Raw genomic sequence first — 23,268 nt, 5'->3', positions numbered from 1 at the left:
TATGTCACCCGCTTTTCTTTTGTTGTTGATTGTAACGCTCGGTTTTGTACCATTTCACTTCTTGTTTCAATAATCGACTTTTCGCCTCTACACATAAGGAGTACACAACAAGCGCAATCCATACTTGGGAATAGGTAAAGTACATGAGAACGACAATGAGAATATTTTGTTTGGTCAGCTCTGTTTTCTCTATGCTTAACGAAATCATCACTTCTGTTAAAAAGAGGAAGAAGGCTAACCCCCATAGGATGAGTGCCACAGCTCCCACAGATAAGTGAAGATCAACGAATAAGTTTAAGATAAAAATGCCATTGGAGAGCAGTACACCAAAGAAAAATAAGAAATACGTAAAGAAAAAATAAAATAAATCGAAAATCATTCGTTTTCGTTTTAATTTCATAAACTGTCTTAAAAATTTGAGCACAACATATTGGTTGCCTCTAGCCCAGCGTGTTCGTTGCCGCCACCAGACTTTCCATGTTTCAGGCTCTTGTTCCCATGTAATCGCAGCAGGAAAGAACCGAATCACATAGCCCAGGTTATACACACGAATCGTTAATTCAGTGTCTTCAGCTAGTGCATGGACATCCCAGCCGCCAAGCTCTTCTAAAATGTGCCGACGGATCGCAAAGTTGGTGCCTGGTATTGTCGCAATGCCAAACCATTTCCATCTCCCGCCTTGCGCCATCCACTGGAAGCAGATCGTTTCTATGTTAATGAATTTTGTCAGGAGGTTTTTGGCTGCATTGATGACCCTGAATTTCCCGACAACAGCACCTGCTTTAGAATCATTCAATAATCCAAGAACCAAATGGTAGACGGCTTTCTTTTCAGGCATATTATCTGCATCGTATACACAAATAACGTCTCCTGTCGAAGCCTTCAAGCCTTCATTCAGTGCAGTAGATTTCCCCTTCCCTGCAAATGGCGGCTTTGTTTCAATCATATGGACATGATCGTATTGCTCACTAAATGATTGCACAATCTCCCCTGTACAATCAGAGGAATTGTCATTAATCACAATGATTTCAAGAAGGTGTTTGGGATAGGATAACTGGACCATGGCTTTTAGCGTCTGCCGAATGACCACTTCTTCATTATGTGCTGGAATGAGAATGCTGACGGTCGGCAGATCTTTCCCTTGTTTCGTCCATTTAGGCAGCACTTTTTCGTAAGTTAAATAGTGCTGAAAGCCTCCCTGCATCAGAAACATATGATATAGGAGCATGATCCAAATCAGTATTAATGATAGGTAAAATAAGATATCAGCCACCTGATTTTCTCTCCTTAAAGATCCGTTTTTTCATCGTCAGCCTTAAATACAATGTGTAAAAAGCAAATGCCACAATAAAGAGCAGAACCACCATTGTGAGTATTCGAAGCATATTTTCCATCCCGCTTCGTTTGTGTGTTTTTGGTTCAGCTATATTGGATTGCTCTATTTGAATATGACCATTTCCTGCTGTTTTGATCTGGACATTCTGAGTTTGAACAGTCTGTTTTGTTTTCTTTAAATCTAGCCATTCACTAGAAGGGATCGCATCCATTTGTGTGATTACATCTTGCAGCCCATCTATCCCCGCTTCCACATCATAGGACAGCCCAATGGCGGCGGATTGGATATGCTGCATGGATTGAATTGTTTGCTCTGTCAGTATGTTTGCACCTTCTTGGTCAGACGCTGTATCTATAGACTGTTCAGGATATAAAGTCATGCCATGAAGCATGGCGGGTGTCGACAAAAATGGTGATTCACTACTTGATTTCCATGTACGGTCTGAGAGCTGCACCTGTCCAAATAGACTGGACATATGGCGGGAAATCACTTCATAGCCTTGCAGGGAAATGGCGTCATTTGGCACTTCAAATGCAAGCGGATATAACCCCTGCTGCGCGAGCAGTTCAATGCCTTTTGTCAGCTTTTCTTCTGTATAGATGGCTTCTTGATGTTGATTGGATTTGATATACGCATTAAAATCTTTTTCATTTGGAAAAAAGCTTTTGTTCAGCTGTTGATCAGCTTTCTCTGGTTCATTTGACGTAACGGGCTGATCGTACTTTACATCCCAGAATTCAAAGCCTTTCCCCGACTCCTCCGTTCGATACGTACGGCTAAACCCATGAAGAACGACACTAGCTCCATTGCTTTGCAATTGTGTTAACACGTGGACAAGTTTAGGCCGGTCACTGAGCGTCACTTCATCCCCTGTTGCTGGATCAATCCATATAGGGGTCACCGCCAGCAGAAAAGGGATATGGCGAGCTGTTACGTATCGTCCAAGTTCAAGTAACTTCTTCTCATCCGTGACGGGGTTAATCTCCCCAATTTGTAAGTACTTTGTCTTCGTCTGACTAGAAGCCGGCAGGAGAAGACTTTCAAGCACCTCTGCAAGCAGCTTGTCGTGCTGAAGGATATTTAGCATTCCGATATATGCCGCACCTTCTTTTGTTTGAATCACAAATGGCTGCTCAGCTTGATTTTTCTTCAATAAGAATGTACGTTGCAGATCTGTCCCTTGAACCGTCTGAGCTGTGATTCCTCTCTCTAGCTGACGGTATTCTTGATCATCAGTATCTTTGATTTGACTGATGTGATCTTGTTTGTGAAAAGTAAGCTTGGAGAATGGGCGAAGCTGTTCCGCATTGTGTCCTATTGCAATTAAGCGTTTTGATTCGTTTATGAGACGTACGGTTTGTGCTTTCAACGTTTTCTTTTCTTCACCTATATAGATAACTTGCTGAAAGTTATTGAGGTTCTTTTCAGTGATTTGTTCATCAGATAAAATGGTTGTTCGTGTGGAAAAATGCCCCACAAGTACATCAAGCATATGAACAGTTGGCGTTGCCTCACCCGATTGTGTGGAATAGACGATGAGGGTCCTGGACTCTTTCTCAAGTGCACCGGCTGATGAATTGTCTTTGATCGAAAGCATAGAGAAAAGAACGATTAACAAACAACATTTCGTCAAAACATTAAAGTTCATTCATCATCATCTCGTTTTCTAGTTCTTCTAAAAATTGCTCTGGTGTCCGATAGTCCGAGCTGCTTGTTAAATGACAGACATGAAAGGTTAAGGTCACTTCACGACCATTTAGCAGGACATGCGTTTGCAGTTTATCCTTTAGCTTTTCAAGAACGATCGAGACGTTTTCTGCAGGTGTGTGAGTGAGCAGCAGCCCGATTCGTTCTTCGGATAATCGAAATTTCTTATCCGTTTCTCTCACACTTTCGCGTATCTTCATACTGAGTTGCTGGAAAAGATGCTGCATTTCTTTTTCTCCATATAATGTTTTGAATTCAGCTGAGTAGTGCATATGAAGAAGGATAAAGACGAATGGCTGTTTGTATCGTTCTGCTCGTTTCATTTCCTCAGACAACTCGAGTCTCATCCGCTCTGCATTGTCAAATCCTGTGGTTGAGTCAATCGCTACAAATTGTTTGATGGCCCTCTTTTGTTGGTCAATGGTGTGACGCATCGTTTTTATTCGCTCATGTACGTTTCCAGCAGAAATAGCAAAAAAGAGAAGCGCCACGCCCCATATCACGACATCTTGCAAGGTTTGATGAGAAAAGAGGGAATTTGTGTGACCAAGCTCTGTAAAGAACATCCCGCTTCCTATAAAGAACAAAATCAACAAAGTAAAAACCAATGCTGGCAAAATACCAAATAAAATGCCGCATCCTATCACGACAAATGTGAGTGTGATGATCATGACACTCTCCGCATCACGTCCATTCAAGTAGCCCATAAATAAAATGAGTCCCGCAAACGTGAGGAGCACCGTATAATACGTGCGATAGGTGTTACTGAATAACCTTTTCATTTAGAAGCTCCCTTTCTGCAATTAGAGGCAATAAATTATCAAATGAGTGTGTATCTTTTTCGTTCATATAGCCTCCGTAATAAGGCTTGAGAGGATCTTGGATTTGCAGCTCTTTCATTCGGTGATAGACGTCTTTTGCAAAATCATCTTCTCCTTGTTTGAGTGCATAGAAGATCACCAGTGCATAGACTGAAGGCGATTCATACGTCACTGCTGGCTGTAATGTGCTCAGTTTATATCGTCCATACAGTTTTCCTTCCTTTTGGAAGTTGGTTTTCAGCCATTTCATGATGACTTTTGTATCAACCTGTGCACGTTCGGCATAAAGAGCCGTATAAAGCTGGTCGATCAAGTTGATTTCCTGATCAAATGAGTAGACTTTCTTCGCTATGTCATAGGATTTTGGAAAAAATCCTTTTTGTCTCGGTGCATTTTTTAGAATAGCCAATTGGTTGTTCATCATTTGTTCTGTGAATAGGTGGAGGGATACTAGTTCTTTGATTGCTTTTGGGTCAAGATATGAAAGTGTGATTGTGTGTGAAGTTTGCTTTGTCGATGCATCATAGTAGTCGGTCAACATACCCTTGAACATGTTTTTGTCTTTTAACGCTTTTGCGATTTTTTTGGCTGTGGTTTGATACACTGACTTCTGCCACAATTGATCTGCTTTTTGAAGTGCTGTTACTACACGTAAGTCATCAACTAAAGCATTGACTTTGCTTTTTTGATGAGATTCGATTTGCCAGCTAAGAAGATCATGTTCCAGTAAGAATTGAGTGCGCAGGACGTCTACCTGTTGATCAAAAGATGTTTGATCTTTTTTTCTAACAAGATAATCCATCCAAAGTCCGAGCGATTCTGATAAGTAAGTAGGCTGCTCCGCAAGCGAGGTCCGAATCATGCCTTGGTCTGTCATTAAGTGGTGAGTCATAAAGTACTCTCCTGACAATACTGGCTTTGCAGGTTCTGGTTGAGCTGTATGTTGCTGCTGTTTCCAGGTACATCCGCCTAGTAGAATGACAATGAGTATAGCGATAGCTGTACGATGTATGGGTGTATCCATTCGTGTCCCCTTTCAATCCTTGTTCTCTCTAAGCATCTAACGATTTATTATAGAGCGTTTCTGTTTAAATGAAAATAAATATTTTATACCAAATTACGAGTCTTTTCGCTTACATATTCCCATTTACAGAAAAACAACATGCCAAAATACTCGAATAAACAAAAAACCCATGCGAATTCACATGGGTTTTTACACAACTATTGATCTAATTTTAGTTTCTTCAATTGTTCTGCAAGTGCGTTATTGATTGGTTCTTCCACTTTCTTTTGTTTCTTCATATATTTAGACACATCGTGCTTACTGGCTCGTTTTTGATTGGATTGTGATTTGCGTTTTTCGAAAACAGACAGTTTCTCTCTATGACCACAAACACAGGCAAATATTTTGCCATCGCCTTCCCCGCGCAGCTCAAGCTTTTTATGACAGTTCGGGCAGCGTGCATTTGTTTTCTTTGCCACATTTTTTCGATGTCCGCATTCTCTATCCTGACAAACAAGCATGGTGCCGTTTTTCCCGTTCACTTTTAACATGAGTTTTCCGCAGTCAGGGCAATGTGTGCCTGTCATGTTGTCATGCTTAAAGGTTTGGTTCGTTTGTTTGATTTCAGATACGGCTTGTTTTGCATATGACTTCATTTCACTCATGAATTGAGAAGCTTTCAATTGGCCTTTCGCAATTTTAGAAAGCTTTTGTTCCCATTCCGCTGTTAACGCAGGTGACTTTAAATCTTCAGGTACTAAAGAAAGCAGCTGCTTCCCTTTCGATGTGATGAAGATGTCTTTGCCTTTTTTCTCAATTAAGAAGCTGTTAAACAGTTTCTCAATGATATCAGCTCGAGTTGCCACTGTCCCCAATCCACCCGTTTCACCAAGGGTTTTCACTAAGTCTTTTTCCTTGTTCTCCATAAATGCAGACGGGTTCTCCATGGCAGATAAAAGGGTCGCTTCGTTAAAACGAGCAGGAGGTTTCGTTTCGCCTTTTGTCTCTTTTAATTGGCGTACGTCAAGTGACTGCCTCTCTGTTAATGCCGGCAAGTGCTGATCTGCTTCGGCTGATTCCTCGTCTTCATAGGAATCATCGTACACGGCTTTCCAACCGGCTGATTGCACAATTTTTCCTTTCGCTGTGAATGTCTCACTGCCGATCTTGGCGATCACTGTTGTTTCCTCATATTCAAAAGGGGTCATCAGTACAGCGAGGAATCGCTTGGCAATCAGGTCATATAATTTACGCTCTTTATCACTTAATGCACCTGGATACAGCTCTTCCTCGGTTGGAATGATCGCATGGTGATCTGACACTTTGGCATCGTTGACAAAACCTTTATGTGCTTTAATGCCTGATTGTAAAATACGATTCACATGCTGCGCGTAAGGTCTAACGTTCATTCCTTTGAGTCGATCTTTTAATGTGGGAACGATATCTGCCGAAATAAAACGTGAATCTGTACGAGGATATGTGACGAGCTTATGCTGCTCATACAGGCGCTGAAGTGTAGACAGTGTTTCTTTTGCTGAAAAACCGTAGCGTTTATGGGCATCACGCTGCAATTCTGTCAGGTCATACAATCCTGGAGCAAAGGATTTTTTCGCTGTTTTTTTCAGTGCATCAATCACTGCAGGTTTTCCTTTACAGGCTGCCAAGCGCTCCTTCACTACATCCTCTTGGAATGTACGGTTTTGTTTTGTCTTTGCATCCTGCCAAGTCAGCGTCAGTCCATCTACTTGTGCAGTCAGCCCAAAGAACAGCTTCGGCTGGAATTGCTGAATGTCTTCCTCTCGCTTGGCGATCATAGCAATCGTTGGCGTTTGCACACGTCCACAGGATAACTGCGCATTGAACTTCGTTGTCAGCGCTCTTGTTGCGTTGATCCCTACAATCCAGTCGGCCTCTGCACGCGCAACCGCCGAGCGATACAGGTTATCATACTCTCTGCCGTCTTTTAATCGTTTGAACCCTTCTTGAATGGCTTTGTCTGTAACAGACGAAATCCATAGACGTTTTAGAGGCTTTTTCACATGTGCTTTTTCAAGAATCCACCTTGCCACAAGCTCCCCTTCACGTCCAGCATCTGTTGCGATGACAATGTCTTTTACATCTTTTCTCGCCAGCTGCGCTTTAACCGCTTGAAACTGTTTCCCTGTCTTTTTCATCACGACAAGCTTGAGTGGTTCTGGAATAATTGGTAAATCCTCTAGACGCCAGGATTGAAATTCTTTCCCGTAGCCTTCTGGATCAGCCAGTGTCACCAAGTGACCAAGCGCCCACGTGACAATGTATTGATCTCCTTCTAAGAAACCATTTCCTTTTTTATGACACTTCAGCACACGTGCAAGGTCACGTCCTACTGAAGGTTTCTCTGCTAATACAACTGTTTTTGACACTAGATTTCACATCTCTTTCTTCTATCCATCCTTTTATTATAGCAGACGTGGAGATGCGGTTCTAATGGCTAAAAAATTCAATGATCTTCTAGAAAATAAATTCTGGCAATGTTATATTTAATTAAATTATTTTACAAATTAGGAGTAATTTATGAAAATAATTAATAATTACATACACAACGTATCTTTTTTTGATCTCTGCTCGACATCTCTCCTCTATTTTATTATTACTATGATATTATTTTCTGAAAATGAATATTTATTACTTATCTCTATACTACTAATCCCTTTTACATGGATATTAAAAATAGTGAGTATAATTAATTCATTCAAGAATTTAAAAAATATAGACATTAGTGAACCAGGGTTTAAATCAGATCGTGTAGCTAGAGGGAAAACCTATATATACATTTCTATATTGACTTTGATTTTAGGATTTATAACATTTAAATATCTCGGATATCATTATTTCAGCAATTTTCATACAATTTCTTTCTTATGCTTTATTATATGTTTATTTTTTAGTGGACTTGCAATAAGTAAAAATAGTTATATTTTCAGATTCTGTTGTATTATTAGTGTAACATTTTTAGGATTATTCACATTGTTTTTAATTATTGCCTCTTTTATATCTATGATATCTTTACTTTTGAGTTTTTTACCAATAGAATCTGGTAATATTAGACAAGAATTTTTTGTACAACTTTATAACGTATTTTCGCTAAAAACTTTAATTAGTCTTTCCTATGTAATTGAAAGCCACTCATACGAGTTTATAACACTATCTATCTACTCAACTGTATTTTTATGCATAACTGTAATTATCCATCCAGCATATCAACTTGAGCAATTAAGTACTGCTTTTAAAATAAGCAATATCACTTTAACATTAAGCTCATTAGCCATATTTTTCTTTGTGAGTACAAGTTTTACATCAATTTCTTTAAACGAACTTAAAAATTGGGAATACTACAAGGATATTGATATCGCAGAGATTCAGAATAATTTCTCTAACTTTAAAACATATTTAAGTAATTTCTCCAAAGCAAATATTATAAATGTTGGTACTATTTTTTTTGCACCTTATGTAGTGGGAATTTTAATTACATCTTTTTTACTCGACCTTAGGTTAAAACAAACAAAAAAAGTTTCTGCAGATATCTTAGAAAAATCCATGTTATTAAATCTTTCTTATAAAAACGAACACTTCATATCAAAAAAATATTTTTACTACAATGGCGATAAAAATCTATGGAAAATGCATAATGACTTAAACACTTTAAAGAAGAAAAATTCTGAATAAATTAAGTATAAAAAAGACATTTTTTAAAAATAACATGAACATATTTTGAATTTTTCGTAGATTATCGCATGTTCAGGCGATCTTTCGTTTATATTAGAAGATGAGAAACTAGCTTTTATACAGGAGGATTTGTATATGCATACAAGTATCAGCCGTCTGAGACAGGCGGGTTTTATTGAGGGTATGTCTCTTTTAACCCTTCTTTTAATTGCCATGCCTCTAAAATATTTTGCGGATATTCCGATGGCGGTCACCATTGTGGGCTCTCTTCATGGCGCATTGTTTGTGATCTATATGCTCATTTTGGCATATGTGACCTTTAAAGTTCGCTGGCATTTGAAATGGTCCATCGCCGGATTCTTTGCGGCATTCATTCCTTTCGGCAACTTCGCCTATGACAAGGTGCTTCGCCAGTATGATACAAAAGCTTAATCAAAAAGGGCTAAAACGACATTCGTTTTAGCCCTTTTTCTACACGCTGACGTATTTTTTAAATCGATGCATATTTCACAATGGCTGCTTGACGTGTCATTTCGTGATATGCCACCCATAATTCATCACCTGGCAAGACGCTAGTGATCGGATCGATTGGCTGTTTCACTTCATACATCACGCCTTCTCTCTCAATCTGAATGATCGCTAACGGCTGGTTGCCGATGACACCGGAAAATGTGACATGGGTCACTTTTGCACTTCCTTGTTTCTCTTGCATAAGACTGATTTCTTTATCCAGCTCTTCTTGTTTTGTCTGCATCGTGATTTGAGTTCCTGGCGCGACCTCCATATGATCAGGGATGAATTGACTGACCGTTTTTGTGATGGATTGATCTCCGCTAGAAACCGTCACATCCAGCATAATAGGCTTCTGATCATGAATTGTGACTGGATATTGCTTCACCCGTTGGATCGTTCCTGTCAATGTCACGTCTTTCCCCGAACGATTCCGCACTTCATGACCATAGGCTGCCATTTTGAGCTGACCGCTGATGTCAACGAGATCAGCTTTTTCTCCTGTTCTAAACTCAAAACCAGCGGCTTGAATCATCGGAATGGTATACCTTTTCTGATCTGCTTCAAATGTAAGTGATAAGACGGTGCCTCGTCCTACGGTTCCATATGATTCTATGTTTCTTAAAATAGCGCCTTTGATGAATTTTGGCTCGCTTGGCTGCGAGAAGTCACCTTCTTTTAAGAGCATCGCTTTTTTCTTTTTCGGATTGTAGAGAATGGCGATACGCTGACCCGGTTGCGGTATCTGAGTATAGGATACAACCGTTTTAACCGCCTTTTCGATATTTTTCCCATCATATTGAAATTGAAGCTGCATGTTGACCAGCGGCTGTTCGTTGATGTAGGTACCCGTTTCTTTGACTGATACAATATTGGCTTCTAATGTGACACTGTCTTTTATCTTGTTCTTTCTCACAAGCCTCAAAATCGGTGGCAGGAAGATCGCTAGCACAAATAACAACAGTGGGATAAAGAGCCATATCGCCCAGTTGAGAATAAGTGGTCCGCCCTTCATGACATATTGCATAAAGGTGTCAACAGACGTTTGGTGGGCTGGACTGGCATTTTCGATTGAGATGACCTTTTGCAAAGGAAATTCCTTTAGCTGTTTGCTTTTCGCCTCAAATGCCCCCGTTAATTGGTTGCCAAGTGAATAATAGAGCCAATTGCTCTTCACATTTTTATGAAAAGAGAGATCTTCTTTTTGTAAAGTTTCATATGACAACGACTGAGACAGCTTGCTGGCAGACGTCGCCTTATTCGTGCGATGATTATAAATATAACCAGTTAGCTTGCCTTGTGCTTCGTCCTTTGCTGTAGAGCCTAAAAGAAGAACTTCTTCTTCATTCAGCTGGTAGATAAAGGTTTGGTACATCGGTTTTGGTGTTGGGACGACTTCCCCAAGCCTTCCCTCTGCATCCACTTTCCTTGGTCTTTTTGGATAGTTGGATTCGACAGCGACAGCAACGTTTTGTGATGATCCGATCGTTTTTTTCAGTTGCTGCACGACTTTATCTTCAATGAGGCTAAACGGTTCTGCACTTTTGGAGACATAGACCCCAAGCTGATGCTTCTCGTTTGAGATTCCGCTGACATACGCCTTCTGGTCATTTTTCAAAGTCAATTCAAACATAGGGAATGGGGTCTGCCCTCTAAAAGAATTCATGACGACATCGATGGAAACAGGTCTTGCTGGCAGCTTCAGCTCGCTGAGATTGTGGACATGAAACTGACCATTCTTTAGCTCACCGAGGACCGCAGCAGCGCCTTCCATTTCTCCTGTAAACACGAGACGTCCATTCCATTGATATGTATTCGTTTTTAAAAATGAGGGAATCTGTAAGTTTTGCTTGACGAGTTCTTTCTTTGCTCCGCTTGGAGACAGTTTTTCGATCAACAGCTGATCGTCTTTATTTTTTAAAGCAAGTAAGAGATGGTTCCCTTGAATAGATGGCAGCATTTCATTAAACGTATCGCTTTCCGTTATCCATTCACTGATTCTTTTTCCTGATTGAGGATCATACATTGCAAAATGGAGCTGCTGGTTTTTTGATACAGCACTCACCACTCGTTTCCCTTCATCGAATGTAAATATTTGTTTGACGTCATATTGCGTCGCTTTCCCTGCGGATAAATCATCTTGGTAATGGTTCCACACCAAAATACTAAGAATGATTGCTGGAATAAAGAAGACAATATACCTGAGGAAAATCACTGGTATTCTTTTCACTTGATCGCTTCCTTTCATGGAGTTCCTTTTTCTTATACGTCAGTGCAGCGAGAATGTTTCATGCTAGAAGAATACCATTCCAACTTTCTAAATCCATATTTTACATATTTGATTGTTTACGATAAAATCCAATCAGATTCAAAAAAAGGATGTTATCTCAATGGATAAGCTATCATCGATCATTCTAGCGGCTTGGCTGCGTGTTCCCCGTTGGTTCAAGCAAGGGGTGCTCGTATCTATTACCATTTTCTTTTTTTATATGTGCTTTGTAAAGGGGCTGACTAGCTGGTACACCTTGCCGCCTGTCACTTTGCTCGCATGCGCCATTTGTTCCTTTTTCATCTGGATGGTGTGGCTAAACAGTCAAAAAAACAAGTGAAAAGGAGAATTTCATGAAAGAATCCATCTTTTATTTTGCTATCTCTTTTGTTCTTCAATGGGTTTGGTTTGGGGTTGTGCATCCAGATAGAGGCGTGACACTGCTGGACATGTTGATCTTCTCTATTTTGTTTACGGTGATGTTCTTTTTTATTGGCCGGATTTGGAGGTATCAGAAGAAAGGGCGAAGGGAGTGATGATGAAGCATTTCCTCTTTCTGTCGATGAGTGTTCGTTGTTCTATTGTTGACGGCGAATCTTTTTGAAGGGGATGTCATGCGGATGGTATCCGCTTTTAACCTAAAAAGGCTGCCAAATAGATGGCAGCCCGTTTCTTACTCTTTTCATGCAAATAAATAATCAATGTTTAATCTCCGTCACGGAGTGTATGAATTAAGATTCGATCATATCAGTGTGTCATATGTGTTCCGAGTGAACCTACGTTTGAAAGTAAACGCCATGGAAGTTCTGGATAACAAGACAACGAAAGCCCTACCTCTCATTCGTCCTTACGGCTCCGAAGCCGTGCCAGTGTGAATTGTAAATCAAAACGTCTTTTTTCCATTCTTCCGCTTTTATAGGGGGCGGTTGCAGAAGGAAAAGAATAAGTTTGTTCGCTTTGACAGCGTCTCGTTCTTATCAAGTAGAAGCTCTATTGCTTCTCATTATGTCATAGAAAAAAGAAAGTTTACTTTCTTTATTTATTTGCTATTTCAACACTTAATATAAAACTATAACACGTTCCCCCAACTTACGCAAGTGTTAAAGTGATAATTCTGCTGGTGTCCGGTTTCCTTCGTTCATATAACGAATGGAGGTTGGGTCAATCTTAAGGATCACTAGGTTTGGATCATCTTTTCCTTTAAACCATTTCTCCATCTCATCAGACCAAAGGCGGTCGATCAGTTCTGGATCATCAGTTAATGTGGCTTTACCTGCAATTTCTGCATATGTGTCCCCAAATCCTTCACCTGAATAACCAATGAGAATATGAACATTCGGATTTTTTTCAATCTCATCAGCTTTATGTGTTTCTTTGCTTGTTGGTGTATATAATGTCAGCCCTTCATGAAAAAAAGTCATATAGCGGGTATGCGGCTTATCTTGTTCAACAGTCGCCAATGTTCCAACTTTTTGTTCGTCTAATAAGTTCATTACCTTTTGCTTTAACTCTTCTTGTGACATGTATCTTCACTCCTTCAAAATGTCATCCGTACTCTTAGGTTTCCACGACAATCCATTCATTAAACAAAGAAATGTGTTTTTCATAAAAAGACATCTTCTAGCTGATGCTATAAAAAACGGACACATTGAAAGGGGAAGTTGAACATGCATCATGAAACGATGTTCCATTTGAGTTCACTTGTTATTGCAGCGGTTGTTGTGGGCATTATCATATGGTCTGTCTCATCTGTACAGAAGAATCGGAAGAAATACTAAATACACCGCCCAATCAAAGCTGGGCGGCGTGTTTATTGATCATGTATTCATAAAGGAACCGCCGTTGACGTGAAGTGTCTGTCCCGTCATATAAGACGATTCGTCCGAAGCAAGCAGTACATAGCAGCCTACATGCTCCACAGGCTGTCCTGGTCTTCCCATTGGCGTCTCGGCCCCGAAGCTTTCGACACTGTCTTCATCAAATGTAGATGGAATGAGCGGCGTCCAAATTGGGCCGGGCGCTACACCGTTTACCCGAATACCATCTTTCACAAGCGACTGTGCCATAGAACGAGTAAAGCCGTTGATGGCCCCTTTTGTCGCCGTATAATCAATGAGCACTTTGTTGCCTCGATACGGGTTAATAGATGTTGTATTAATAATGGAACTTCCCGGTTTTAAGTAATCGAGTGCCTTCTTCGTAAAATAAAAATAAGAATAGAAATTGGTTCTAAAGGTTTGGTGAAGCTGTTCACTAGAAATATCTTGAATACGTTCTTTCGGATGCTGTTCGGCCGCATTATTGACTAATATGTCCAGCTTCCCAAAGGCTTCAACTGTCTTTTCTACCGCTTTCTCGCAAAAGGCTTCGTCCCCGACATCCCCTGCAATCGTTAAACATTTAACGCCCTCCTGTTCTACACGTTTTTGCGTATCTTCTGCATCCTCATGTTCATTTAAGTATACGATCGCGACATGAGCTCCTTCTTTGGCATACGCAACAGAAACGGCACGTCCAATTCCGCTGTCTCCACCTGTAATCAGCGCTACTTTTCCTTTTAGCTTACCAGACCCTTTATACGATTCATTCTCATAGATCGGCGCAGGATTCATTTCTCTTTCACTGCCCGGCTGCTGATCCTGCGTTTGGCGCGGAATGCCATTTGTTAAGTATTCACGTAAATCCATGTGTAAGCTCCTCCTTGATTTGTTGATGTATCCTTTCATTACCACTTCATTTTTTTACTCAAACATCCCTATGCGTCATCAATGCGTTTTGAAAACTGACAGGTTTCAGGATGGGAAAAATCGGTTACATAAACATAAAAAAGGAGCGTTCTCACATGCTATCAACCATTTCTAAAACCTTTAGCAGACCAAAAGGCTGGCTCGGAAGCATCGCAGGTTTTATTATGGCAAATGAAAATAAGGCACTGAATCAATGGGCGATCCAGCATTTAGATTTATCAGATGGTGAAAACATTTTGGAAATAGGCTACGGCCCCGGCTATAGCATCAAACATATGCTCAAGCATTATGACGATCTTCACATTGATGGACTAGATGCTTCTTCAACTATGAAGGAACAGGCGCATTCGCGTATAAAGAAACGATCCAAAGAGAAGCAGGTCCGGCTGTATGTCGGGAAAATTGAAAAAACACGCCTGCCGGCGGATCAGTATGACAAAGTACTCTCTGTTAACAATTATACGATTTGGGATGACCCAAAGGCTGGCGCACTCAACCTTTATCACACCTTGAAACCTGGCGGAAAACTCGTCATTGTGATGCAGCCAAGAGAAAAAGGAGCAGACGCCAATCGGACAAAAGAAATGGGCGAAAGCATCCTCAATGACTTAGAATTTGCTGGATTTGATCAGTTTTCTGTTGAATATGAAGAGATTCGTCCCACCCTCGCTGTCTGTGTCACAGCAAAAAAGCCGAGAAGCGAATAAGCTCTCGGCTTTTTTCTTACCATTTTGCCTCTTTGACAAATTGATAAAAAAGTTGATGTAATTTCTGTTCAATCTCTTCCTTTGTTCCTTGTCCATAAAGCGCCATGCTTTCTTCGCTTTCAATGATGGATGAACTGATCAGGCTAAACATTTCAGACCCTTCTTTGCCAAGCTCTAGCGGCGCCAGCATGAGGAGCATTCTGGACATGAGCTGTTGCCCGCCATCCATGCTTTTGATCTCATATGCCTCATCAAGATCATAGATATGAAAGACCGGTTTCTTAATGAGATCATGCTTTAAGTGAAAAAGAGCAAACTCAGTTCCCGGAATGCCTAAACCACCTTGCTGCTCACGCTCAAGTAAACCGGCTGTCACTTCGTCTGCACGTTCTAAATAGCCTTGACTTTCAACCTGACGCATCAGCGCTCTCATTGTTGACTCATGCTGCTCCGTCGTCTTCTTTTTTTCGATTGTAAAATGGGACAAGATGCTGCGAATCACTGACATATAATTCGTGATTTGCTCTGCCATCCCTATCATATCAACCGTTTCCTCCACCGATTCTTTTGCAGATTCCTGTGCTCTTTTTTTCTCAATCAGATAAGGAATTTTTCGTTTAATATGTGACTTGACCCGCACTGCGTCATCCTCGTTTAAGAGCGGGCTGACCATAATGTAATCAATATGCTCATATGGGATCGGAACGGTTGATACGATCATGTCATAGCTCGCAGCGTCGATTTCCTTTAACTCCATTAAGGAAGATAGATCGAATTTGGCGATCTCAGGCAATTCTTTTTTCAATCGTGATGCGAGCATTTTGGACGAACCGATGCCGCTTGAGCAAACGACCAATGCATGAATCTTGGTTTCTTCTTTTTTAATTTCAAGCACCGAACCAAAATGAAGCACGATAAAGGCAATTTCATCCTCTGGAAATTCGATCTCAGGAAAGAAGCGCTCCACACCTTCTTCAATCGCCATGAACAGCAAGAAGTAGTCTTTTTTTATTTGTTGTGTGAGCGGATTGTAAATCCGCATCTTTTCTTTTAATCGGTTCATAGCTGGTTCAAGATGAGACACGAGTCCCTCATACAATGAATCGTTTTCATTTAAATGATAGCCTGTTTTATGAGAAATAAAGTCAATGAGTTTTTTCGTTCTCAGCGCGATATCTAACTCAATCTCATCAATGCGGTATTCTGCCGTAAAGCTTCGATTTGCACTGCGCAAATGGATGGTCATGTATCCAACTTCAGCTTCAGGAATCTCTACATTAAACATGCGTTCTAATGCTCGTGCGATTCTAAGTGAAGATTCAAATTCCTTCGTCCGCTTTAATTCAAGCAATTCTTCCTCTTCCATCCGAATGGTTTCACCGATTTGAATGCGTTCAATGGCATAGGTTAAGTGAACGACAAGTGCAATATAGGCACTATCTGACAACGAGAGAGAGAGTCTGTTTTTCAAATGAAAGAGCAGCCTTTCTACCTTGAGCAGCTGTCCTCGACTGACTACCCCAAACACCTTTTCAGTCGCTTTCGTTCGATGTTTAATATTCATCTCAATCGTTTCGAGAAATAATTGAATGTCGAGACGGTCAACGATCAGGTTCCCGACAATTTTTCGTTTGGCTTCCTCAGGCCCTTTTAATTCAATGCCGTACCCACGCTTGCGGATAAGCAGTAAACCGTAGGGAGCGATCCAGTCCGTCAGTTCATCTAAGTCGTAGCTGATGGTCGCATTTGTAACCTGCAAGTCGGCTGCAAGTGTATATAATTTCACCGGTTCTTTTGCTTCAAGCAGGGCACACAGGATTAAGAGCTTCCGTTCATCAGAACTATATTCAATTTGATCTTCATTTGAAATATGAGACAGAAGCCGCTGTTTGTCTTCCTGTTCACCGACCGCCTTCAAGCCCTTCCCCGGCTGTTTATCAAGTGATAGGTTGTAATTCTTTAAAATAGGTTTAATGGATTTAAGTTCTCTATGAATGGTTCTTGTACTTACTTGAACAGAATCGGCGATCTCACGAATGGTGACATAACGATTTTGCTGAATCATATATTTGATCACTTTCTGTTCTCGTGCCGTTATGTACATGAAATGCCTCCTTCTGCTTAAATAGGTCTATTGTCACACTTTAATATAAAACGCTTTCACTGATCGATGCAACCTGAAGTTGATCTAAATTTGGCACACAGGCTGTGACAAAATGAAAGACTCACACGTTTCTCCAAAAGGAAGGTCCATAATCCTTTTGATGAAATTGAATCGTTTGTTCACGAAATGGCAGTGCGCCCCCGACCTTTAATGAATAGGTAGGATTATAGACGGGAGAGCCAAAGCAATACTCCATCGTCCCTTCCTCCGGCCGAAACATGACGGTTCGCATCGTCCCAAACAGCTCTTCATAATTGTGCACAGTCAGACCAGCAGGGTATTCTGCCTGAAATAGTTCCGTAAGAGACTCGCTTGACGGCTGTTCTTCTAAAGCTTGAATTAACATGTCGTACCTGACAACAGAATGATGTTTCGTCAACCCTTTTGCCGTGTGATCAGCAAGCGGATGGTTCGTAGCCGCAATAAATCCACGCTCCGGCCTTCTCACCTTTTTTTGCCCATCAATCATTTCAATCACAGCCGCCTCTCCCTGCCGGTCGGCAAGCATTAGGTGAACATTTGACGCGACGGGCATTTCCTGTACCAAACGGACGGCATCCTCCACCATTTTACAGGACTCTAGCACAGCACGAATGACATGATATACTTGCAAGCCAGCAACAGCCGGCGGCTTTAAGCCTGGTTCGTTGCCAATAGGCGGACCGCATGCAGAAAATGTGACCGATAGACCATGCTCATTCATCCCATCAGATCTGCCAAATAAGATTAATGATGAGCCTGTATGGACTGCTGAGCCCTTCACATGTGTAGATACAAGACGCATATCATCAAACAGCGGAGAAAAATCATAGTTGCGCAGCATCACCGTTTGTTGATTGGCAGCCTCATTTCCCTGCATCACACAATGGGAACAGCCTGGCTGCAGATGCGAAGAATAGAAAAAGGTCAAATTGCTTTCATCTATTTGCATTTCATCACAAAATCCCGTGAGTTCTTCCTCTAACTGAGGAAGAAACGGTCGAATCAGCTGCTTTGTTTCCTTCACAGCCTCTTTTGATAACGGTTCTGTTTGAATGTATTGTTTCTTAAGCAAAGGGCGCTCCTTCAGCCAAATAGCCTGCTGCTTTCCTACCTCATAAGCTGTTCCTTTCAATTCATGAAAATACGCACTCATCTCCTGCATGCATCCACCTCTTTTGTCTTGTTTCTTTTATCATATCGAAACAGCCCTTCATTTAAAAGAATGAAAAAAACTGCAATCCCGCGGGATCACAGTTGCTTAGCGGATTGTTGAAACAGCGCTTCTGCCATTGCTTCATATCCTTTGTGGTTCGGATGAAATTGATCAATCGATAAGTATGCGCTTTGATGACCTTCAAATACACCGTAAATATCCACCACTTCTACATGTGGATTCGCAGCAAGCTGGCGAAGGTGATGGTTGTATTGCTTCAGCCATCTCTCTGCGATCGGAATCTCAGGAAAAGGATTATATAAATTCAATAAATATACGCAGTATGGATGATGCTGACCTCTTTTTATCAGAGCGATTTCTTGAACCATTTTGCTAAAATTCGCCTGACAATGCATAGACGCTTGCAGCAGTGTCTTTTCATCTTCACCTTTTTCATACTGCAGAACAGCTTGAACAAGATCATTCCCGCAGCCTGTGATGGTGATGATGTCAGCATGAGCCATCGCCCGTCTTACATCAGACCGCCGAAAAAGCTGCAAGATCTCTTCCGTTGTTAACCCTGATTTCGCAAATACGGACAGTTTCACCGGTATATGCAGCTTCTTTTCAAGCTTCGCCGCATATCGCTCCGTAAAACCGCCGCCAAATAAACGTGCCCCCACCCCAACCGTTAAGGAATCTCCAATCGCAACATAGGATCGTCCCACTCTTATCCCTCACTCTCTCCTGCCTTCTCTTATATATACGAAAAAGAAGAACAAATGCTTGTAGCATATGGCTTAAAGGCATCCACCTTTTTTTCAAAGACGCAGGATGAGCGCATTTACAAACACTTTACTTGCGATATCGATCCATTTTTTGTTCAATGGGAGTAGGGTTTTTTTGCTTAAATCGCAGCTTTGAAGCGTTTCAGAAAAATTTACAAACTTTTTATCTTGATTTCAAGACTTTATACCTTGACTTCAAACTATATAGTGATTACAATGAAAATATCAGTTTTTATGTAACTGTGCTTGTTACATCTTTTTCATAGCATTCCAATATGATTAAAGATGCCACATATTCAGTGTATCTTTGGGATACGCTAAAAAAATCATTGAAACAGGAAGGATTGAATGAACATGGCAAAAGTTTTATACATCACTGCACATCCGCATGATGAAACAGTTTCTTACAGTATGGCTACTGCTAAAGCATTTATCGAATCTTATAAGGAAGCAAATCCAAGTGACGAGGTTGTACATATCGATTTGTACAAAGAAAACATTCCTCACATTGATGCAGATGTATTCGCTGGATGGGGCAAGCTTCAATCTGGTGCTGGCTTCGATACACTTTCAGCTGAAGAGCAAGCGAAAGTTGCTCGCCTAAACGAATTAAGCGATCAATTCGTTTCTGCTGACAAATACGTATTTGTTTCACCACTTTGGAACTTCTCATTCCCACCAGTTCTTAAAGCATACATCGACTCTGTTGCTGTAGCTGGTAAAACATTCAAATACACTGAGCAAGGTCCTGTTGGATTACTAACAGACAAAAAAGCGCTACACATCCAAGCACGTGGCGGATACTACACTGAAGGTCCTGCTGCTGAACTAGAAGCAGGTCACCGTTACCTTGGAACAATTGCAAACTTCTTCGGTATTCCTTCTTTCGAAGGTCTTATTGTTGAAGGTCACAATGCTGAGCCTGCAAAAGCAGAACAAATTAAAGCAGATGCGATCGAACGTGCAAAAGCTTTAGGTAAAACTTTCTAATCATGAACACGAAAAAAGCCAATGATCTTAACGGTCATTGGCTTTTTATTTGTTCAGATGCAAAACCTAATTCTTTTGAAATGCCGCTGGCCGCTTTTTTGACCTGCTCAATTAAATAAGGAAGCCGTTCCTTTTGATAGCCTGCCTCAAACCCTGCAATACTAATGCCTGCTGCCACTTCTCCGTGATGATTGAAAATGGGCGCTCCAATAGCCGCAGTATAGTTTTCAAGCTCTGAATAGCTTAACGTATATCCGCGCCTGTTTGATTCTTCGATCATGTTTCGCAGGACATCTTTATCGGTAATGGTTCCGATCCCGATTTTCCCGAGCTCTACCGAATCAATATAGGCAAGTCTCTCTTCCTCTGGCAAAAAGGAAAGAATACTTCTCGCACAAGCTCCCGCATATAATGGGGATCTTCTTCCGACAGCGGTATAGAGCCGGACAGGCTGCGTTCCTTCCATTTTCTCCACATAAATGGCTTCATCTCCTTCACGAATAATGAGCTGAACAGCCTCACCTACCTCATCACGCAAGTTTTCCATAAAGGGCCTTGCAATTCTACGGATATCGAGGCGATCGGCGACAAGCTGACCGTATTCAAGGAACATCAATCCTAATCGGTAAACACCTGAAGGATGCTTTTCTAATAATCCCATATCGGCTAACGAGTTGGCCATTCGGTGTACAGATGTTTTGGGCATGCTCGAGAGCTCAATCATGTCATTTAACGTTAATTGTTCGTGTGTGATAAAAAGCCGTAATATCTCCATTGATTTCACAACGGTTTTATTTGTGTTCTGCATGTTTCTCACCTTTTCTAAAACGAAAATGCTTCGAGTTTTAATCTTGCCGTCAGGTCCTTCATCTCTGCTTCTTGTGTGAATAAGGCTTGCTCTGCTTCTTGGCGGTCAATTTGTTGAAACGTGAGATTCGCTCCAGGCATCGCCTGCGCAATGAGCGGCAAATCGACTGTTGCCACCTCACCAATACGGGGATATCCACCTGTCGTCTGGCGATCTGCGAGCAGAATAATCGGCTGGCCGTCAGGAGGAATTTGAATAGAGCCAAAAGCAACCGCTTCTGAAATCAATTCAAGCTTTTGCTTTAAACGAATCGGTTCCCCTTTCAATCTGCATCCCATACGATCAGATTGGGGAGTGACCTGATAAGACCGTTCGAAAAAAGCCTGCTGCGATTCTTCCTGAAAATGAGATAGATGTCTGCCTGCCAGCACTCGAATGACTGGTGATTTCCCGAGAGGCAAAAAATGCGCATGATTGACTGTCCAGTCTGGCGCACGTTCCCCTTTGCTTTTTAACATGTGAACGAGGCTCTTCGCCAATGATGACGGTTCTCCAATCGGCAGGACGTCTCCTTTTTCTAGCGGACGCCCTTCAACCCCGCCTATCTTCGCTCTGACGTACGTACTTTTACTTTTCATCACCGGCTCAACATCAAATCCACCGGCTACAGCGAGGTAGGAGCGGCATCCCCTCTTACAAGGGCCAAAGGTGATCGTGCTTCCTGCTCGAATGAAGAGCGGTTTCCATAGAGGCACTTGTTCCCCGTCAATCTCAACCTCCACATCAGCACCGGTCACGGCGATCAGCTGATCCTTCTGACATGTCAACACTGGACCGGGCCCCATTAATGTGATTTCCAGCACCGCTTCGTTTTCTTGATTCCCGGTGAGGATGTTGGCGATTCGGAGCGAGAGCGGGTCCATGCCACCGCTCGTTAACACACCGTACTTCTGATAGCCTATTCTCCCTTTATCTTGAATGGTGGTGAACATTCCTGGCTTGATGACATGCATACTCAACGACCTTCCTCCTTCATGCTGAAAAATTCCTTTTCAGACAGTTGAACAAATCGAACCTCGTCCCCTGCCTTTAGTAGACTAGGTCTCTCAGCATTCGGCCGAAATAAGGACAAAGGGGTTTGTCCAATGAGCTGCCAGCCTCCGGGTGTAGATATCGGATAAACCCCTGTCTGCTTCCCCGCAATACCCACAGATCCTTTTGGAATCGACATTCTTGGTGTTTCTCTACGCGGAGCTGCAATTTTTTCAGAAAGTCCGCCTAAAAACGGGAACCCAGGAGCAAACCCAATCATATAGACAAGATACGTCCCAGATGTGTGAATGCGTACAACTTCTTCAGGCGTCAAATCATTGATACGGGCGACTTCTTCTAAGTCAGGACCGAGCTCTCCTCCATAACATACAGGAATGTCGATGATCCGGCGCTTTGCTTGATTCCCCTCCTGCCAGTTGTCTTCAAGGAGGTTTTCAATATAGTCTTTGACCCATTCATACGGAGAGATCGCACGTTGCTTAAGCTGAGCAGATTGATAGACCGTATAGGGCTCATAAAAGACGGTCACGTTTGTAAAAGCTTGAACAGCTTCCACATATCCTTCAAATGGATGCTGTTCAACACATGAAAACAGCTGCTTCACACGCTCATGAATGTCTTCACTTATGTCAGTCCCGGCTTGGATGACAATGGCTGCGTCTCCTAGCGGGTGGAACGTGATCGTATCTTTTATCGTTGAAAATGCCACTTTTATGACACCTCTCTTTCTACAGGACACCGAGCTTTTGATCTCTTACATCTGTGATAAACATATGACCGGGTGCATGGGTGATCGCAATGTCTGGCTTAGTGTGCATGACGATGGCTTGCGGCGTCACACCACATGCCCAAAACACCGGAACTTCCCCTTCTTTGATCACAGATGGTTCTCCAAAGTCTGGTTGATCTACATGTTCAATGCCAATCACAGCTGGATCACCTATATGGATAGGACCCCCATGTACCGATGGGAATCTAGACGTCACCTGAACACTTCTTGTGACTTGATGCGCTGGGATCGGCCTCATACTGACAACCATCGGACCATGGAATACACCTGCCCTTTCACATGAAATGTTCGTTTGATACATTGGTACATTATGACCGTCTTCAATATGGCGGACAGGAATGTCATTCAGCATCAGTGCATGCTCAAACGTAAAGCTGCATCCGATGAGAAAGCCCACCATATCATCCTCCCAATAGGAAGAAATATCTGTTACCTCTTCTTGAAGAACCCCTTTTTTGTAAATACGATATTTAGGGAAATCCGTTCGAATATCCGCATCAGGTGCTGAACGCCTTGGCACTGGATCACCTGGGTCGAGCACATCAAGCAAAGGGCACGAAGCCGGATTCCGCTGACAAAATAAAAGAAAATCGAAGGCTAGCTCTTTTTTGACGATCATTAAGTTGGCTTGCGCAAATCCCTCAGCAAAGCCAGCCGTTGGGCCTGTGATCTTCTGCTTACGAATCAATTCCCTGATTTGTGACGGCTCATAGGTTTGATATGCTTTCATGT

General features: G+C 41.8%; 21 protein-coding genes. 6 read left to right on the top strand and 15 right to left on the bottom strand.

The window, feature by feature from the left end; genetic code table 11:
* Positions 1 to 4: 4 nt before the first annotated feature.
* The 5 genes from NSQ11_RS02485 to NSQ11_RS02465 form a co-directional block, all read right to left on the bottom strand.
* Positions 5 to 1,273 carry a glycosyltransferase family 2 protein gene (locus NSQ11_RS02485; protein ID WP_048001267.1) on the bottom strand — a complete coding sequence of 423 codons (1,269 nt, stop codon included), beginning with the start codon at positions 1,271 to 1,273 and terminating at the stop codon, positions 5 to 7.
* Positions 1,266 to 2,984 carry a DUF2334 domain-containing protein gene (locus NSQ11_RS02480; RefSeq protein WP_017358416.1) on the bottom strand — a complete coding sequence of 573 codons (1,719 nt, stop codon included), beginning with the start codon at positions 2,982 to 2,984 and terminating at the stop codon, positions 1,266 to 1,268. The genes NSQ11_RS02485 and NSQ11_RS02480 overlap by 8 nt, the downstream gene beginning before the upstream one ends.
* Entirely contained in the window at positions 2,974 to 3,825 is an 852-nt protein-coding gene (locus NSQ11_RS02475) for a GGDEF domain-containing protein (RefSeq protein WP_017358417.1), read from the bottom strand. Before NSQ11_RS02475 ends, NSQ11_RS02480 begins: the two co-directional genes overlap by 11 nt.
* A complete protein-coding gene (locus NSQ11_RS02470) occupies positions 3,806 to 4,888 on the bottom strand; it encodes a glycosyl hydrolase family 8 (protein WP_017358418.1) in 1,083 nt (360 codons plus the stop codon). Before NSQ11_RS02470 ends, NSQ11_RS02475 begins: the two co-directional genes overlap by 20 nt.
* A gap of 197 nt (positions 4,889 to 5,085) precedes the next feature.
* Positions 5,086 to 7,272, bottom strand: a complete 2,187-nt coding sequence (locus NSQ11_RS02465; protein WP_017358419.1) for a DNA topoisomerase III — start codon at positions 7,270 to 7,272, stop codon at positions 5,086 to 5,088.
* A gap of 604 nt (positions 7,273 to 7,876) precedes the next feature.
* On the opposite strand from NSQ11_RS02465, the gene NSQ11_RS02460 reads away from it, so the two are divergent.
* Together NSQ11_RS02460 and NSQ11_RS02455 are read left to right on the top strand one after the other, a co-directional pair.
* Positions 7,877 to 8,575 carry a hypothetical protein gene (locus NSQ11_RS02460; protein WP_216099594.1) on the top strand — a complete coding sequence of 233 codons (699 nt, stop codon included), beginning with the start codon at positions 7,877 to 7,879 and terminating at the stop codon, positions 8,573 to 8,575.
* Between the two features lie 135 nt (positions 8,576 to 8,710).
* Positions 8,711 to 9,007: a DUF3817 domain-containing protein gene (locus tag NSQ11_RS02455; RefSeq protein ID WP_008347156.1), complete on the top strand. Its 297-nt coding sequence runs from the start codon at positions 8,711 to 8,713 to the stop codon at positions 9,005 to 9,007.
* A gap of 58 nt (positions 9,008 to 9,065) precedes the next feature.
* Here the strand turns inward: NSQ11_RS02455 and NSQ11_RS02450 are convergent, their stop codons facing one another.
* The gene (locus NSQ11_RS02450) at positions 9,066 to 11,315 is read right to left on the bottom strand and encodes a hypothetical protein (RefSeq protein ID WP_342501245.1); all 2,250 of its coding nucleotides are present in this window, start codon (positions 11,313 to 11,315) and stop codon (positions 9,066 to 9,068) included.
* A gap of 160 nt (positions 11,316 to 11,475) precedes the next feature.
* Between NSQ11_RS02450 and NSQ11_RS02445 the strand changes: the two genes are divergently transcribed.
* Positions 11,476 to 11,694 carry a hypothetical protein gene (locus NSQ11_RS02445; protein ID WP_024720228.1) on the top strand — a complete coding sequence of 73 codons (219 nt, stop codon included), beginning with the start codon at positions 11,476 to 11,478 and terminating at the stop codon, positions 11,692 to 11,694.
* A 13-nt stretch (positions 11,695 to 11,707) separates the two neighbouring features.
* Positions 11,708 to 11,890, top strand: coding sequence for a hypothetical protein (locus NSQ11_RS02440; RefSeq protein WP_041091160.1), 183 nt, complete (start codon positions 11,708 to 11,710; stop codon positions 11,888 to 11,890).
* Between the two features lie 564 nt (positions 11,891 to 12,454).
* On the opposite strand, the gene NSQ11_RS02435 is transcribed toward NSQ11_RS02440, so the two are convergent.
* Both NSQ11_RS02435 and NSQ11_RS02430 read right to left on the bottom strand, forming a co-directional pair.
* Positions 12,455 to 12,877: a pyridoxamine 5'-phosphate oxidase family protein gene (locus NSQ11_RS02435; protein WP_008347166.1), complete on the bottom strand. Its 423-nt coding sequence runs from the start codon at positions 12,875 to 12,877 to the stop codon at positions 12,455 to 12,457.
* A gap of 294 nt (positions 12,878 to 13,171) precedes the next feature.
* A complete protein-coding gene (locus tag NSQ11_RS02430; protein WP_146271696.1) occupies positions 13,172 to 14,041 on the bottom strand; it encodes an SDR family oxidoreductase in 870 nt (289 codons plus the stop codon).
* Positions 14,042 to 14,196: 155 nt separating this feature from the next.
* On the opposite strand from NSQ11_RS02430, the gene NSQ11_RS02425 reads away from it, so the two are divergent.
* On the top strand, positions 14,197 to 14,808 hold the full coding sequence (locus NSQ11_RS02425; protein WP_017358489.1) for a class I SAM-dependent methyltransferase: 612 nt from the start codon (positions 14,197 to 14,199) through the stop codon (positions 14,806 to 14,808).
* Positions 14,809 to 14,824: 16 nt separating this feature from the next.
* On the opposite strand, the gene NSQ11_RS02420 is transcribed toward NSQ11_RS02425, so the two are convergent.
* The 3 genes from NSQ11_RS02420 to NSQ11_RS02410 form a co-directional block, all read right to left on the bottom strand.
* Complete coding sequence (locus NSQ11_RS02420; RefSeq protein ID WP_046342687.1) at positions 14,825 to 16,912, bottom strand: BglG family transcription antiterminator; 2,088 nt, start codon at positions 16,910 to 16,912, stop codon at positions 14,825 to 14,827.
* A 121-nt stretch (positions 16,913 to 17,033) separates the two neighbouring features.
* Positions 17,034 to 18,116 (bottom strand): C45 family peptidase, encoded by a 1,083-nt coding sequence (locus tag NSQ11_RS02415; RefSeq protein WP_342501244.1) that lies wholly within the window; start codon positions 18,114 to 18,116, stop codon positions 17,034 to 17,036.
* Positions 18,117 to 18,202: 86 nt separating this feature from the next.
* On the bottom strand, positions 18,203 to 18,835 hold the full coding sequence (locus tag NSQ11_RS02410) for a GDSL-type esterase/lipase family protein (protein ID WP_342501243.1): 633 nt from the start codon (positions 18,833 to 18,835) through the stop codon (positions 18,203 to 18,205).
* A gap of 414 nt (positions 18,836 to 19,249) precedes the next feature.
* Here NSQ11_RS02410 and NSQ11_RS02405 point away from each other — a divergent pair, with 414 nt between their 5' ends.
* Positions 19,250 to 19,885 carry an FMN-dependent NADH-azoreductase gene (locus NSQ11_RS02405; RefSeq protein WP_024720223.1) on the top strand — a complete coding sequence of 212 codons (636 nt, stop codon included), beginning with the start codon at positions 19,250 to 19,252 and terminating at the stop codon, positions 19,883 to 19,885.
* Positions 19,886 to 19,919: 34 nt separating this feature from the next.
* Here NSQ11_RS02405 and NSQ11_RS02400 read toward each other — a convergent pair whose 3' ends face one another.
* From NSQ11_RS02400 to NSQ11_RS02385, 4 genes are read right to left on the bottom strand one after another with little or no spacing between them, the layout of a single operon-like run.
* A complete protein-coding gene (locus tag NSQ11_RS02400) occupies positions 19,920 to 20,693 on the bottom strand; it encodes an IclR family transcriptional regulator (RefSeq protein ID WP_007498093.1) in 774 nt (257 codons plus the stop codon).
* Between the two features lie 14 nt (positions 20,694 to 20,707).
* Entirely contained in the window at positions 20,708 to 21,712 is a 1,005-nt protein-coding gene (locus tag NSQ11_RS02395; RefSeq protein WP_052320901.1) for a biotin-dependent carboxyltransferase family protein, read from the bottom strand.
* Positions 21,709 to 22,455: a 5-oxoprolinase subunit PxpB gene (gene pxpB / locus NSQ11_RS02390; protein ID WP_052320902.1), complete on the bottom strand. Its 747-nt coding sequence runs from the start codon at positions 22,453 to 22,455 to the stop codon at positions 21,709 to 21,711. Before pxpB ends, NSQ11_RS02395 begins: the two co-directional genes overlap by 4 nt.
* Before the next feature lie 19 nt (positions 22,456 to 22,474).
* Complete coding sequence (locus NSQ11_RS02385; RefSeq protein ID WP_342501242.1) at positions 22,475 to 23,266, bottom strand: putative hydro-lyase; 792 nt, start codon at positions 23,264 to 23,266, stop codon at positions 22,475 to 22,477.
* Positions 23,267 to 23,268: the final 2 nt, after the last annotated feature.

The sequence above is a fragment of the Bacillus sp. FSL W7-1582 genome (assembly GCF_038593325.1).
GTDB classification, from domain to species: Bacteria; Bacillota; Bacilli; order Bacillales; family Bacillaceae; genus Bacillus; species Bacillus altitudinis.
The sequence above is the reverse complement of the archived record's forward strand: the minus strand, read 5'-3'. Positions and strand labels throughout refer to the sequence as shown.

Bases quoted from the DNA above. Each gene is read 5' to 3' on its own strand.
- NSQ11_RS02475 (WP_017358417.1), bottom strand. From the start codon at position 3,825: ATGAAAAGGTTATTCAGTAACACCTATCGCACGTATTATACGGTGCTC.
- NSQ11_RS02415 (WP_342501244.1), bottom strand. From the start codon at position 18,116: ATGCAGGAGATGAGTGCGTATTTTCATGAATTGAAAGGAACAGCTTAT.
- NSQ11_RS02430 (WP_146271696.1), bottom strand. From the start codon at position 14,041: ATGGATTTACGTGAATACTTAACAAATGGCATTCCGCGCCAAACGCAG.
- NSQ11_RS02470 (WP_017358418.1), bottom strand. From the start codon at position 4,888: ATGGATACACCCATACATCGTACAGCTATCGCTATACTCATTGTCATT.
- NSQ11_RS02385 (WP_342501242.1), bottom strand. From the start codon at position 23,266: ATGAAAGCATATCAAACCTATGAGCCGTCACAAATCAGGGAATTGATT.
- NSQ11_RS02405 (WP_024720223.1), top strand. From the start codon at position 19,250: ATGGCAAAAGTTTTATACATCACTGCACATCCGCATGATGAAACAGTT.
- NSQ11_RS02400 (WP_007498093.1), bottom strand. From the start codon at position 20,693: ATGCAGAACACAAATAAAACCGTTGTGAAATCAATGGAGATATTACGG.
- NSQ11_RS02435 (WP_008347166.1), bottom strand. From the start codon at position 12,877: ATGTCACAAGAAGAGTTAAAGCAAAAGGTAATGAACTTATTAGACGAA.
- NSQ11_RS02445 (WP_024720228.1), top strand. From the start codon at position 11,476: ATGGATAAGCTATCATCGATCATTCTAGCGGCTTGGCTGCGTGTTCCC.
- NSQ11_RS02420 (WP_046342687.1), bottom strand. From the start codon at position 16,912: ATGTACATAACGGCACGAGAACAGAAAGTGATCAAATATATGATTCAG.
- NSQ11_RS02455 (WP_008347156.1), top strand. From the start codon at position 8,711: ATGCATACAAGTATCAGCCGTCTGAGACAGGCGGGTTTTATTGAGGGT.
- NSQ11_RS02440 (WP_041091160.1), top strand. From the start codon at position 11,708: ATGAAAGAATCCATCTTTTATTTTGCTATCTCTTTTGTTCTTCAATGG.
- NSQ11_RS02425 (WP_017358489.1), top strand. From the start codon at position 14,197: ATGCTATCAACCATTTCTAAAACCTTTAGCAGACCAAAAGGCTGGCTC.
- NSQ11_RS02480 (WP_017358416.1), bottom strand. From the start codon at position 2,984: ATGAACTTTAATGTTTTGACGAAATGTTGTTTGTTAATCGTTCTTTTC.